Consider the following 12,567-nt stretch of genomic DNA (forward strand, 5'->3'; position numbering starts at 1 on the left):
GGCCCAAATCTAAAGCTCTGGCGCAGGGCCGTTAGCGTTAGGGCTTAGGCAACAATCCCTGGGGCGCAGTCAGTCAGTTGGCACGGATCGTTGGCATCGACCTGGGCACCACCAACTCGGTGGTGGCGGTGCTGGAGGGCGGCCGCCCTCAGGTGATTGCCAGCGCCGAAGGCGGACGCACCACGCCATCGGTGGTGGGCTTCAGCAAAGACTCTGAACTGCTGGTGGGGCAATTGGCGCGCCGCCAACTGGTGCTCAACCCCCGCAATACCTTCGCGAACCTCAAGCGCTTCGTGGGGCGGCAGTGGGACGAACTGGAGGAGAGCAGCCTCTCGGTTCCCTACACGGTGCGGGCCAACGACCAGGGCAATGTGCGCGTGGTCTGTCCCGCGACGGAACGGGAGTACGCGCCTGAGGAGCTGGTGGCCAGCATCCTCCGCAAGCTCGTGGATGACGCCAGCACCTATCTGGGAGAGCCGGTGGAAGCGGCGGTGATCACCGTGCCGGCCTATTTCAACGACGCCCAGCGCCAGGCCACCCGCGATGCGGGCCGCCTGGCTGGTATCAGCGTGGAGCGGATTCTCAACGAGCCCACAGCGGCGGCCCTCGCTTACGGCTTTGATCGCAGCACGGTCAAGCGCGTGCTGGTGTTCGACCTTGGCGGCGGCACCTTTGATGTGTCGGTGCTGCGCATCGCCCAGGGGGTGTTCGATGTGAAGGCCACCAGCGGCGACACCCAATTAGGCGGCAACGATTGGGACCGGCGCATCGTTGATTGGCTGGCTGATCAATTCCAGAGCGAGCACGGCGTTGACCTCCGCCGCGATCGCCAGGCCCTGCAGCGGCTCACCGAAGCCGCGGAAAAAGCCAAGATCGAGCTGAGTGGTGTGCAGAGCACGCCGATCTCGCTGCCCTTCATTGCGACCGCTGAAGCCGGTCCGCTTCATATCGAAACCAGTCTCGAGCGGCGCACCTTCGAAGGCCTGTGCCCCGACCTGCTCGACCGCTTGCTGCGCCCGGTGCAGCGGGCCCTGCGCGATTCCGGCCTGGCCGCTGAAGACATCGACGACGTGGTGCTGGTTGGTGGCTCCACCCGCATGCCGATGGTGCAGGAAATGGTGCGGACCCTGATTCCGCTCGAGCCTTGTCAATCGGTGAATCCCGATGAGGTGGTGGCGATCGGAGCGGCTGTTCAAGCCGGGATCCTCACGGGTGAACTGCGCGACCTGATGCTCAACGACGTCACGCCCCTCTCACTGGGTCTGGAGACCATCGGTGGCGTGATGAAGGTGTTGATTCCGCGCAACACCTCGATTCCGGTGCGCAAGAGCGATGTCTTCAGCACCTCAGAAGCGAATCAGAGCTCCGTGGAGATCCATGTGCTCCAGGGGGAGCGCCAGATGGCCGAGGGCAACAAAAGCCTTGGCCGTTTCCGCCTATCCGGCATTCCGCCGGCACCGCGTGGGGTTCCTCAGGTGCAGGTGTCGTTCGACATCGATGCCAATGGACTGCTCCAGGTCTCAGCCACAGACCGCACCACGGGCCGCCAGCAGAGCGTGAGCATTCAGGGGGGCTCGAATCTCAGTGAGGACGAGATCAAGACCCTGATCGAAGAGGCGGAACAGAAGGCCAGCGAAGACCGTCGCCGCAAGGCGGAGATCGATCGCCGCAACCGGGCGCAGACCCTGGTGGCCCAAGCGGAGCGCCGCCTCCGTGATGCAGCCCTGGAGCTGGGCCCCTATGGCGCTGAACGCCAGCAACGGGCTGTGGAAATTGCGGTGCGCGACGTGCAGGATCAGTTGTCGTCCGGCGATCTGGGTGATCTCGATCTGGCGGTGAGCCAGCTGCAGGAGGCGCTCTACGGGCTCAACCGCCGCTTGGCGAGCGAGCGCAAGCAGGAGAGCAGCCCCTTGCAGGGCCTCAAGAACACCCTGGGATCCCTCAAGGACGAACTGTTCGCCGACGACGACTGGGATGACTGGGATTCCCGCAGCCGTGGGCGTGATCCCTGGGCCGAACCCAGCTGGGGAGCCGGCAGAAGTGGTTGGGGGGCTGACGACTGGAACCGCCCTGCCCCTGTGCCAACGCCTCGTTACGACGATCTGCGTGAGCGCAATGGCTACGGCCAGGAGTCGATCCCAAGCCGCAGCGCTTTTTACGAACCCGACCGCTACGCGCGAGACCCATTCGACAACGATCGCTACGCCAGCGATCGCTATGACAACGATCGTTACGACAGAGATCGCTACGAGCCCGCCACCAACGACCGGGACTCTTACGACCAGGCTCCTGATGAGCGAGACGACGGTCGAGAGGAGCGTTTTGCGGAGCGTTCTGGACAGCAGGAACGCCGTTCCGCTCGCCCGGCCCCGTTTGAGGGGGATCCCTGGGCTGAGGATTGAGCTCGGTGAGCAGTGCCCCCTCGCGGACGACCGTGAACCATTGGTCGGTGTTGGGGTTGGATCCTGGCGCCGATTCACAGGCGCTGAAACGGGCCTTCCGCCAACAGGCACGGCGTTGGCACCCGGATCTCAATGGCAATGACCCCCACGCCGAGGAGCAGTTCAAGGCCGTTAACGAGGCCTATGCCGTTCTGAGTGATCCGCAGCGGCGGCAGCAATGGGAGCAAGGGCTCGATACCGCTGATGCGGCGGCAGCTGGCCTCGATCCCTTCGCTCACGGATTCCCGGACTTTCACGACTACATCGAGGAGCTGTTCGGCATCCCTCAGCGCCGTTCCGCTCCGCATCGCGACAGCGACCCGCATGACGAGCCCGATCAGGCTCCCCGTGGCCGCAGTGAAGTGACCACAGCCCCACCGCCGCCGCCGCCGGTGGTGGCCAGCAGTGATTGTGAGTCGCTGGTGGAGCTCACCCCAGAGCAAGCGCTGCAAGGGGAGCGGGTCGAAATCGACCTGCCGGACGGCACGGCTGTGGAGGTGTGGACCCCGGCGATGGCGGGAGATGGCTGGCGCTTGCGACTGGCGGGCGTGGCCCCGGGTGGGGCTGACCACTTCCTGCAACTCCGCGTGCGGACGCCGGAGGGCCTCAGGGTTGATGGTCTGCGCGTGCTGTATCAGCTCGATCTCTCCCCCGCTGAAGGGGCCTTGGGTTGTTCGGTGGTGGTCCCCACCCTGGATGGTCCCGTGCAGCTGCGGATCCCGCCGGGCTCCTCCAGCGGCCGCTTGTTGCGCCTGCGGGGCCGTGGATTGCAACAGGGTGAGCAGCGCGGCGATCAGCTGGTGGAAGTGCGTTTGGTGGTGCCCTCGGCCCTTACCGAAGCCGAGGAGGCTCTGTATGCCCGTTTGCAGCAGCTGGCGGCGGAACTCGATGGTGAACGGAGCTGAGCCGACTCCGCCCATCAGTGAGACACTGAACCCAGCGTTCGCTCCACGATGTCGGTTCACGTCCTGCTGTTCGATGCCGGCAGCGACAACGAGGGCATTCATTCCCTTGAGCTCAATGGCACCACCGTGGTTCTGCTGTTTGAGGATCGCGACGACGCCGAGCGCTACGCCGGCCTTTTGGAAGCACAAGACTTCCCTGCCCCGACCGTTGAGGCGATCGAGCGGCGGGAGATGGAGGAGTTCTGCAGCAGTGCGGGTTACGAAGCGCGTTTTGTGCCGGCTGGATTCCTGCCGCAAACCGCTGAAGACCGGCTGCTGATCGCGCCGCCCGAGAAAAATATGGATGTGACCACCTGGCGCGAGCAGGAGGATCCCACTGCTGAACCAGCCGTTGCGGCCGCGGAGGAACCGATCAGCACCGGCAATGCCGAACTCGAAGACTTCCGCCGCCGGCTTGAGGGGCTGCTGTGAGCGGCGCCTTTGCCGATGTACAACGGGGCCATCTGCTGACAGAGCAGGCCAACCCGCTGAGCTCCGATCTCGATGCCCTGAGCACCCGTGATCTAGTGGCCGTGTTTGTGGAGGAGGATCGCCGGCCCCAGGAGGCCGTGGCGGCTGCAGCCCCGGCGCTTACCACCGCCATCGATGCGATCGCTGAACGTCTGCGCACGGGTGGACGTCTCTTCTATTTGGGTGCCGGCACCTCAGGTCGCCTGGGGGTGCTGGATGCAGCGGAGTGCCCGCCCACGTTCTGCAGTCCGCCGGAGTTGGTGCAGGGCGTTCTGGCTGGGGGCGCACCAGCCTTGCTGCGTAGTTCCGAAGGCCTGGAGGATCTGTTCGATGCAGGGCGTGACGACCTGATTGCTCGGGAGTTCCAGGCCGGCGATGCGCTCGTGGGGATTGCAGCGGGCGGCACAACGCCCTACGTGCATGGTGGCCTGAGCCATGCCCGGAGCATCGGTGCGCTGGCGATTGCCATGGCGTGCGTGCCGGCTGAGCAGGTGCCAATGCCCTGCGACATCGACATCCGCTTGCTCACGGGCCCCGAAGTGCTGACCGGCTCCACCCGCCTGAAGGCGGGCACCGCCACCAAGATGGCGCTCAACATCTTGAGCACCGGCGTGATGGTGCGCCTGGGCAAGGTCTACGGCAACCGCATGGTTGATGTGGCTGTGACCAACAGCAAACTCGAGGACAGGGCTCTGCGGATCCTCTCCGATCTGGCTGGAGTGGAGCGCGTCCAGGGCCGTCAGCTGCTGGAGCAGAGCCAGGGCTCGGTGAAGCTGGCGCTGTTGATGGCCCGTCAGGGCATCAGTGCTTCAGCAGCCCGTGAGCTGCTGGAGCGCAGCGACGGACAGCTCCGATCAGCCCTCGAATGAACCCCAATAGGGTTCAGTGAACAAATTGAGGTTGCGGCGCGTGGCGGCCGGCACCTGATCAGCCGGGGTCATCAGCGCATCGCGCAGGGCGTTGTGAGCTGGGCTGGCGGGCCGCTGCACGCCGATGCGCTCAGCGGTGGTGCGCACGATCTCGGTGGCCAGAGCGGCGTTGGCGCGCAGATTGCCGATCACCATCTCCACCGTCACGCTGTCGTGATCGGCGTACCAGCAGTCGTAGTCGGTGGCCATCGCGAGCGTCGCGTAGGCGATCTCGGCCTCACGGGCGAGGCGGGCTTCGGTGTGATTGGTCATGCCGATCACCGAGCAACCCCAACTGCGATAGAGGTTGGATTCGGCGCGGGTGGAAAAGGCCGGTCCCTCCATGCAGAGATAGGTTCCGCCCCGATGCAAGTTCCGCCCCTGCGGCATCAGGCTGTCGGCCACATCGGCCAACAGGCGGCTCAGGCTGGGGCAGAAGGGATCCGCCAGGGCGACGTGGGCCACGGCACCGTTACCGAAAAAGCTGATGGGCCGCTGATGGGTGCGGTCAATGAATTGATCCGGTACCACCATGTCGAGCGGTTTCACGGCTTCCTGCAGGGAGCCCACCGCCGAGGGGGAGAGGATCCAGCGCACCCCCAGGGATCGCATCGCCCAGATGTTGGCGCGATAGGGAACTTCGGTGGGGAGATAGGTGTGGTGACGGCCATGGCGGGCGAGGAACACCACCTCCATGCCACCGAGGGTGCCCAGCCGCAGGCTGTCGGAGGGCTGACCAAAAGGCGTGTCGATCGTGAGTTCCTGCACGTTCTCCAGCCCTTCCATGGCGTAGAGACCGCTGCCGCCGAGCACGCCAAGACGGGCCTCAGCGAGGTTCAAACCGGTGGAGTGCGCCATGGGTCGGGTGTGCCTGTCACCCTTTTACCGGAGCGCCCATACTGACCCTTGATTTGAGCGACTCCGCTGTGACCAAAGCCGTGATGGTGACCGACGCCGGCACGATCGAACTGGAGCTGTTCGAAGCCGATGCGCCCAACACCGTGGCCAACTTCGTGAAGCTGGCCAAGGACGGCTTCTATGACGGACTGGCCTTCCACCGTGTGATCCCTGGCTTCATGGCCCAGGGCGGTTGCCCCAACAGCCGTGAAGGTGCTCGCGGCATGGCCGGCACCGGCGGCCCTGGCTACCAGATCGATTGCGAGATCAACAGCCAGAAGCACCAGGCCGGCACGCTCGCCATGGCCCATGCCGGTCGCAACACCGGTGGCTCGCAGTTCTACATCTGCCATGAGGCACAGCCTCACCTCGATGGCGTGCACACCGTGTTCGGCCACACCGGCAACATGGATGTGGTGATGGCGCTCAAGAACGGCAGCCGCATCAACAGCGTCACCATCCAGGACTGATCAGTCCGGCCTGGATCAGCCCCAGCGCATCAACGTTCCAGCGTCCAGCCGCAGTTGCGGCTGGACCGCCTGAAGTTCCTGTAGCGGCCGCCGTTGCGCTTCCAGGGTGTTGCTGGGGTGTGCTGTGCGCTGGGTGTCTGGTCCTAGCAGCAGGCTGACGCTGCCCGTGTCCGGCCAGGTCGCCATGGTGTGCAGTACCTGGGCCAGTTGGCCGGAATCGCCGTTGGTCACCAGAACGGCAAGATCCGGCTGATTGAGCAGAGCCAGGACCCGCGAGTGCTCTTCGAGCTCGAGTTCGAGCTTGTGGTCTTGGCACCACTCGCGCAGGTGCTGGAACTGCGCGGCTTTGATATCGGTGCTCAGCTCGCCGCTGCAGGTCCAGGCCAACACGGCTGCGGGACCCTGCACAGCCGGTGCGTCCATCAGGTGGCCGAGTTTGGCCTGCTTGGTCTGCAGGTAGGCGGCATTGTGCTGGCTTGGATCCATCACCAGCGGCACGCGATCTTCCACCTGCAGCCCATAGCCACCCAGACCGGCGATTTTGCGCGGGTTGTTGGTGATCAGGCGCAGGCGGTGCACGCCGAGATCGCTGAGGATCTGGGCCCCGACGCCGTAGTTGCGGAGGTCGGCGGGAAAGCCCAGACGTTCATTGGCTTCCACGGTGTCGAGGCCGCCGTCCTGGAGGGAATAGGCCCGCAGCTTGTTGATCAGGCCGATGCCGCGACCCTCCTGGCGCAGATACACCACCACCCCTTCACCAGCCGCTTCGATCATCCGCAGCGCCGCCTCGAGCTGCGGGCGGCAATCACAGCGCAGGGAGCCGAAAGCATCACCGGTTAGGCATTCGCTGTGCACCCGTACCAGCACAGGGCCTTCAACCTGCTCGGGATGGCCTTTCACGATCGCCACGTGTTCGCTGCCATCGAGCTCATTGCGGAAGCCGATCGCGCGGAATTGACCAAAGGCGCTGGGCAACGTGGCCTCGGCCTGCCGGCGCACGAAGCGCTCGGTGTCGAGCCGGTAGCGGATCAGGTCAGCAATGTTGATCAGCCGCAATCCATGAAGCCGCGCGTACTCCACCAGCTGCTGGAGGCGAGCCATGGAGCCGTCGGCGTTCTGGATCTCACAGATCACCCCAGCCGGATAGAGGCCCGACAACCGCGCTAGATCAACGGCCGCTTCGGTGTGGCCCGCTCGCTTCAGCACACCGCCCTGTTTGGCACGCAGCGGAAAGATGTGGCCGGGGCGCCGCAGGTCGGCTGGACGCGTGTCGGGGTGGATGGCCACCTGAATCGTGCGGGCTCGGTCTTCAGCCGAAATGCCTGTGCTGACGCCGTTCTCAGGTCCCGCATCCACGCTCACCGTGAAGGCCGTCTGATTGCTGTCGGTGTTGCGATCCACCATCAGGGGCAGATCGAGCGCATCGAGGCGCTCCCCCTCCATGGCGAGGCAGATCAAGCCGCGGGCCTCGGTGGCCATGAAGTTGATCTGCTCAGGCGTGGCGAATTGCGCCGCGCAGATCAGATCCCCTTCGTTTTCTCGATTTTCGTCATCCACCACCACCACCATTTCGCCATTGCGGATCGCCGCCAGGCCATCGGCGATGGTGTCGAACTGGAATGTGCTCTGGTTCAGGAGTGGAGGGCCCGCCGGGCCCGACTTGCAGACACTTTTATAGAGCCCGGTACGATCTGGCGTTCTTGACCTCCCGGCATGGCCAGCAAGCGCGTTGCGGTGATCGGCGCCTCCGGTTATGGCGGGCTGCAGACCCTGCGCCTGCTTCAGGGGCATCCAGAGCTGGAGGTGAGCTTCCTCGGTGGCGAGCGCAGCAGCGGCAAACGCTGGAGTGAGCTCACCCCATTTCTGCCCCTGCCGGGCGATCCCGTGGTGCAGTCACCGGATCCGGATGCGATCGCTGCAGCCGCAGACTTTGCGGTGCTGAGCCTGCCCAATGGTTTGGCCTCCACCCTGGTGCCACCGCTGCTGGAGCGGGGCGTGAAGGTGGTGGACCTCTCCGCCGACTATCGCTACAGCTCCCTCGAGCAGTGGAACGAGGTGTACGCCTCGGAGGCGCGCTCCTTCCCCCGCAGCGATCACGATCTCTGCGCTGAGGCGGTGTACGGCCTTGTGGAGTGGGATGCAGAGCGGATCGCCGCAACCCGGCTGGTGGCGGCACCGGGTTGTTTCCCCACGGCCAGCTTGCTGGCGCTCATGCCATTGCTGAAGCAGGGCTTGATTGAAACGAGCGGCATCGTGATCGATGCCAAGACCGGCACCAGTGGCGGTGGCCGCGCCGCCAAGGAACACCTGCTGCTCGCGGAAGCTTCGGAGGGTGTTGCCCCCTATGGCGTGGTGGGCCATCGCCACACCAGTGAGATTGAACAGCTATGCAGCCGCGCCTCCGGCCATGCGATTGCCCTGCAGTTCACGCCCCACCTGATCCCGATGGTGCGCGGTCTGCTCGCCACGGTTTACGGCCGCCTTCGGGATCCCGGTTTGACGGCTGACGATCTCACCACCCTGCTCGAGGCGGCCTACCGCCACGCCCCCTGCGTGCAGGTGCTTCCCGTTAGCACCTACCCCTCCACCAAGTGGGTCCGGCAGACCAACCGTGCCCTGCTGTCCGTTCAAGTCGATGGCCGCACCGGGCAGGTGATCGTGATGAGCGCCATCGACAACATGGTGAAGGGCCAGGCCGGCCAGGGCGTTCAGTGTCTGAACTTGATGGCGGGCCTGCCGGCTGAAACCGGTCTGCCCCTCCTGCCCTTCTATCCCTGATCGAGCGCGGTTAAGCCGAGTCGCTCCGCTGCCAGCTGCACCGCCAGCGGCAGGATCTGATGCTCCTGGGTGTGGATCCGGGCCGCCAGGCTGGCTGCTGAGTCGCCTTTGAGCACCGGCACAGCCGCCTGAACAAGAATCGGGCCGGTGTCCACCTCAAGGCTCACCAAATGGGCCGTGCAGCCACTGAGCTGCACGCCAGCCTCGAGGGCCTGTTCGATCGCCCGGGCGCCCCTGAAGCTCGGCAGCAGCGATGGATGGATGTTCACCAGGCGTTGCGGGTAGGCATCGATCAGCGCCTGGGTGACAATCCGCATCCAACCGGCCATCACCACCAGATCCACCGCAGCGGCCTGGAAGCTGGTGATCAGGGCCTGGTCCAGGGCCTCGCGGTTGGGGAAGAGACGGTGGTCATGGAGCGTGCAGGGCACACCGAGGCGGGCGGCGCGCTGTTCAGCGCCGCAACCCGGATTGTTCACCACCAACTGGCACACCGATGCAGCCAGCTGCCCACTCCGGCAAGCCTGCACCAGCGCTTCAAAGTTGCTGCCCGACCCTGAGGCCATCACCCCAAGGCGAATCGGCCGGGTGGAATCTGGCTGGCGATCCGGTGGCAACGGCCACTGGATGGACCCGTTGGGCTCGCTAGGGTTCAAAGGATCGGGTGTCGGGCCATGTCCCATCTCTCCATCCTGCCAACCGTCCTTCGTGATGAGGATGTGTTGATTCAGGCGCTTGAGGATCTGGATCTCACGGTGATCCGTGGTGGTCACCTACGCGGCTTCGCCAATCAACGGGAGGCTGTGGCTCTGCGCGTGAAGCTGCCTGAGGGCATTTGGCTGGGGTGGCGCCTTGAGGCTTCGGGCCAGTTGGCCCTTGTTGGTGATCTCCAGCAGCTCGGCCGCTCCCGCTCTCTTCAACACTTGATCGGTTCGATCACACGCCGCTACGCAGCCCATCAGGCCCTGCGCAACCTGGCCACCGATCTGCCCGATGCAAAGGCGGTGCTTCACGCAACGGCTGTGCCCCATGCAACGGCTGATCTCGCCCACGGTCTGACCCGCTGACACACACCGTGGTTCAGGTCCATCTCGATCTGAGCGAACCCCAGCAGCATCTGGTGTCGGTGCAGATGCAACTGCAGCCCCGCCTGCGGCGGATGCGTCTTGCCTTGCCCGGCTGGACCCCGGGTTCGTATCTGATTCGCGATTACGTGCGCCTGCTCGAGGGGTTGCAGGTGGAGCAAGGCGGGCAGCGGTTACCCCTGCAGCGCTTGGAGCCAGCCGCCTGGTTGCTGGACTGTGATCCCGAGGCAGGAGCGCTCACCATCCGCTACCGCGTGCTCGCAACGGAACTCACCGTGCGCACGTGTCACCTTGATCACGAACACGGTTTCCTGGCCCTCGCTGCTGTGGTGCTCGAGCTGGAGGGAGAGCGCTGGAGCCCGCATGCGTTGTCGTGCACCGTGCCGGAGGGGTGGGAGGCCTTTGTTCCACTTCCCCTTGATCAGGGCTGTTGGCAGGCGCGCAGTTTCGATCAACTGCTCGATAGCCCGCTGGAAGCGGGGCCCCACCGCCCGCTCGACTTTGCGGTGCATGGGGTGCCCCATCGGCTGGTGTGTTGGGCTGGGGCTCCGGGGGAGGAGGCCTGGCTGCTGCAGCAGCACCCAGAGCTTCTCGAGGATCTACGCCGCGTTTGCGAAGCCTGTTGCCGGCTGATGGGGGTGGACCGGCCTGCCTCAGCCGGTTACCTCGTGATCCTCCACTTGGTGGATGAGGGTTATGGCGGTCTTGAGCATGACGACAGCACCGTGCTCGTCTATGGACGGCGCAATCTGGAGAAGCCCAACGGCTACCGCCGCTTCCTTCAATTGGTGGCCCATGAGTACCTGCACCAATGGAATGTGCGGCGCTTACGGCCCACCGAACTCACCCCGATCGACTACCACCGCGCTCCTGTGGTGCCCAGCCTCTGGTTTGCCGAGGGTGTGACCAGCTACCTGGATCAGTTCCTGCCGCTCAGTGCTGGTCTCACCCAGCCCGACGAGCTGCTCATCGATCTTGGTGAAGATCTCAGCCGCTATCGCCTCACCCCAGGCCGCTTTGTGCAAAGCCTGCGGGAGAGCAGCCAGGAAGCCTGGGTGAAGCTCTACAAAGCGGATGCCTATTCCGGTGATTCCCAAGTCAGCTATTACCTCAAGGGAGCGGTGATCGCCCTTTGCCTTGATCTGCACCTGCGCCGCTGCGGCGGGTCGTTGCTGCAGGTGTTGCGCCAGCTTTGGCTTAGCCACGGTCGCTGGGGGCGCGGCTACAACGAAGCGGATCTGATCGCGGCCTTCGCCAGTCAGGCCCCGGATCTGAACACACAGCTGCCGAGATGGCTGCAGGAGCTCGACGATCCGGATCTCGATGGCTACCTATCGAGTGTGGGGTTGCATCTGGAGGCAGAAATGGCCAGCGCGCCATGGGCCGGGCTGACAACACGTCAGGAGGGTGGCTGCCTCACGGCAGCACGGGTGCTGCGTGGTGGGCCAGCGGAGCAGGCCGGCGTGATGGTGGGCGATGAGCTGGTGGCCCTGGATCAGCAGCGCCTCAGGAATGCGGAGGATTGGTCACGCTCACTCCAAAGCGGTCAGAGCCAAACTCTGCTGATCTCCAGGCGCTCTCAGATCCGCAGCCTCAGCTTCAGCCCCCTGGCCCCTCGGGTGGAGCGTTACGTGCTGAAGCAGGTGCTCGAGCCCAGCGCAGAACAACAGGATGCGCAGCGCCGTTGGCTGCTTCAGCAACCCTGCGGCGACCACCCTGCGGTGGCCTAAATGGTGCGCCCCTTCCCCGGTATCAAGCCCCCGCGGCCCATGGGCTGGCCTGCAGCGGTGGCAGCAGCCACAGCCGTGCTCGCTCTAGCCGCCGCTGCCCTTCATTGGGTGCGGGAGCCTGTGGTGGTGTCCATCCCCGAGGCTGTGCAGCGTGTGAAGGCACCCTCGCCACCTGCTCAGGCAGCCTGGGTGAGCCCCTTGGCCCGCCAGTGCGCCAGCCCCGACCGGGCCTTACGCAGCCGTTTGCTGGCCTTGCAACGCGATCTGCCCGGCAGCACGCGCCGAATCAGCATCGATCCGAGCAATTACGGCGAGCGCACGGGCACCGACGCTTATGGCAACGCCGTAGACACCACGCCATCGCTGGTGGTGTTGCACGAAACCGTGTATGGGATCGGCTCAGCCATCAACACCTTCACGACCCACCACCCGCACGATCACGACCAGGTCAGCTACCACGTGCTGATCGGGGAAGACGGCCAGGTGGTGCAAACGCTCGACCCTGGCAAACGAGCTTTTGGTGCCGGCTACTCCGCATTCAAGGGCCGCTGGGATGTGACCAACCCATCGATGGCGGGATCGGTGAACAACTTCGCGTTGCACCTGAGCTTGGAAACTCCACTGGATGGCGAAGACGCAGACGCCAGCCATAGCGGCTACACCAGCCGTCAATACGACGCTCTGGCCGTTGTTTTGGCGGATTGGATGCGGCGCTACCGGATCCCGTTTGATCACATCACCACCCACCGCCATGTGGATCTGGGTGCCGAACGGGCCGATCCCCGCAGCTTTGATTGGTCGGCGTTGCAGAGCCGCCTGGCGGCGATTGGAGCCCTCTGCTGA

At 64.9% G+C, this 12,567-nt stretch carries 12 protein-coding genes; 9 read left to right on the forward strand and 3 right to left on the reverse strand.

Annotated features, from left to right (window positions below; translation table 11 throughout):
• Positions 1–77 precede the first annotated feature (77 nt).
• Genes dnaK through murQ form a run of 4 tightly spaced genes read left to right on the forward strand, consistent with a single transcriptional unit; the run spans position 78 to position 4,725 of the window.
• On the forward strand, positions 78–2,402 hold the full coding sequence (dnaK, locus tag CB0101_RS02635) for a molecular chaperone DnaK (protein WP_010308634.1): 2,325 nt from the start codon (positions 78–80) through the stop codon (positions 2,400–2,402).
• On the forward strand, positions 2,399–3,346 hold the full coding sequence (locus CB0101_RS02640) for a DnaJ domain-containing protein (protein ID WP_371413615.1): 948 nt from the start codon (positions 2,399–2,401) through the stop codon (positions 3,344–3,346). Before dnaK ends, CB0101_RS02640 begins: the two co-directional genes overlap by 4 nt.
• 48 nt (positions 3,347–3,394) lie before the next feature.
• The gene (locus CB0101_RS02645) at positions 3,395–3,817 is read left to right on the forward strand and encodes a DUF3110 domain-containing protein (protein ID WP_010308627.1); all 423 of its coding nucleotides are present in this window, start codon (positions 3,395–3,397) and stop codon (positions 3,815–3,817) included.
• Positions 3,814–4,725, forward strand: coding sequence for an N-acetylmuramic acid 6-phosphate etherase (gene murQ, locus CB0101_RS02650; RefSeq protein WP_010308624.1), 912 nt, complete (start codon positions 3,814–3,816; stop codon positions 4,723–4,725). The genes CB0101_RS02645 and murQ overlap by 4 nt, the downstream gene beginning before the upstream one ends.
• Here the strand turns inward: murQ and CB0101_RS02655 are convergent.
• Positions 4,711–5,622, reverse strand: coding sequence for an S-methyl-5'-thioadenosine phosphorylase (locus CB0101_RS02655; RefSeq protein WP_010308621.1), 912 nt, complete (start codon positions 5,620–5,622; stop codon positions 4,711–4,713). The genes murQ and CB0101_RS02655 overlap by 15 nt on opposite strands.
• Positions 5,623–5,690: 68 nt before the next feature.
• Between CB0101_RS02655 and CB0101_RS02660 the strand changes: the two genes are divergently transcribed.
• Positions 5,691–6,131 (forward strand): peptidylprolyl isomerase, encoded by a 441-nt coding sequence (locus CB0101_RS02660; RefSeq protein WP_010308618.1) that lies wholly within the window; start codon positions 5,691–5,693, stop codon positions 6,129–6,131.
• Positions 6,132–6,146: 15 nt separating this feature from the next.
• Here CB0101_RS02660 and ribBA read toward each other — a convergent pair whose 3' ends face one another.
• Positions 6,147–7,700: a bifunctional 3,4-dihydroxy-2-butanone-4-phosphate synthase/GTP cyclohydrolase II gene (ribBA, locus tag CB0101_RS02665; RefSeq protein ID WP_010308616.1), complete on the reverse strand. Its 1,554-nt coding sequence runs from the start codon at positions 7,698–7,700 to the stop codon at positions 6,147–6,149.
• Positions 7,701–7,844: 144 nt separating this feature from the next.
• On the opposite strand from ribBA, the gene argC reads away from it, so the two are divergent.
• Positions 7,845–8,909, forward strand: coding sequence for an N-acetyl-gamma-glutamyl-phosphate reductase (gene argC / locus CB0101_RS02670; protein ID WP_010308613.1), 1,065 nt, complete (start codon positions 7,845–7,847; stop codon positions 8,907–8,909).
• Here argC and purN read toward each other — a convergent pair.
• Positions 8,900–9,475, reverse strand: coding sequence for a phosphoribosylglycinamide formyltransferase (purN, locus tag CB0101_RS02675; protein ID WP_246833811.1), 576 nt, complete (start codon positions 9,473–9,475; stop codon positions 8,900–8,902). The genes argC and purN overlap by 10 nt on opposite strands.
• A gap of 108 nt (positions 9,476–9,583) precedes the next feature.
• Here purN and CB0101_RS02680 point away from each other — a divergent pair, with 108 nt between their 5' ends.
• Genes CB0101_RS02680 through CB0101_RS02690 form a run of 3 tightly spaced genes read left to right on the forward strand, consistent with a single transcriptional unit; the run spans position 9,584 to position 12,567 of the window.
• Entirely contained in the window at positions 9,584–9,976 is a 393-nt protein-coding gene (locus CB0101_RS02680) for a DUF1257 domain-containing protein (RefSeq protein WP_010308606.1), read from the forward strand.
• Between the two features lie 8 nt (positions 9,977–9,984).
• The gene (locus CB0101_RS02685) at positions 9,985–11,724 is read left to right on the forward strand and encodes a M61 family metallopeptidase (protein WP_010308601.1); all 1,740 of its coding nucleotides are present in this window, start codon (positions 9,985–9,987) and stop codon (positions 11,722–11,724) included.
• Positions 11,725–12,567 carry an N-acetylmuramoyl-L-alanine amidase gene (locus tag CB0101_RS02690; RefSeq protein WP_043717575.1) on the forward strand — a complete coding sequence of 281 codons (843 nt, stop codon included), beginning with the start codon at positions 11,725–11,727 and terminating at the stop codon, positions 12,565–12,567.

Origin of the sequence: Synechococcus sp. CB0101 (assembly GCF_000179235.2) — a bacterium.
Taxonomy (GTDB): domain Bacteria; phylum Cyanobacteriota; class Cyanobacteriia; order PCC-6307; family Cyanobiaceae; genus Vulcanococcus.

What these genes read in the sequence shown, in the direction of transcription:
- CB0101_RS02690 (WP_043717575.1), top strand. Translation starts at nt 11,725, where the DNA reads ATGGTGCGCCCCTTCCCCGGTATCAAGCCCCCGCGGCCCATGGGCTGG.
- CB0101_RS02680 (WP_010308606.1), top strand. Translation starts at nt 9,584, where the DNA reads ATGTCCCATCTCTCCATCCTGCCAACCGTCCTTCGTGATGAGGATGTG.
- CB0101_RS02655 (WP_010308621.1), bottom strand. Translation starts at nt 5,622, where the DNA reads ATGGCGCACTCCACCGGTTTGAACCTCGCTGAGGCCCGTCTTGGCGTG.
- CB0101_RS02645 (WP_010308627.1), top strand. Translation starts at nt 3,395, where the DNA reads ATGTCGGTTCACGTCCTGCTGTTCGATGCCGGCAGCGACAACGAGGGC.
- purN (WP_246833811.1), bottom strand. Translation starts at nt 9,475, where the DNA reads ATGGCCTCAGGGTCGGGCAGCAACTTTGAAGCGCTGGTGCAGGCTTGC.
- argC (WP_010308613.1), top strand. Translation starts at nt 7,845, where the DNA reads ATGGCCAGCAAGCGCGTTGCGGTGATCGGCGCCTCCGGTTATGGCGGG.
- ribBA (WP_010308616.1), bottom strand. Translation starts at nt 7,700, where the DNA reads ATGGTGGTGGTGGTGGATGACGAAAATCGAGAAAACGAAGGGGATCTG.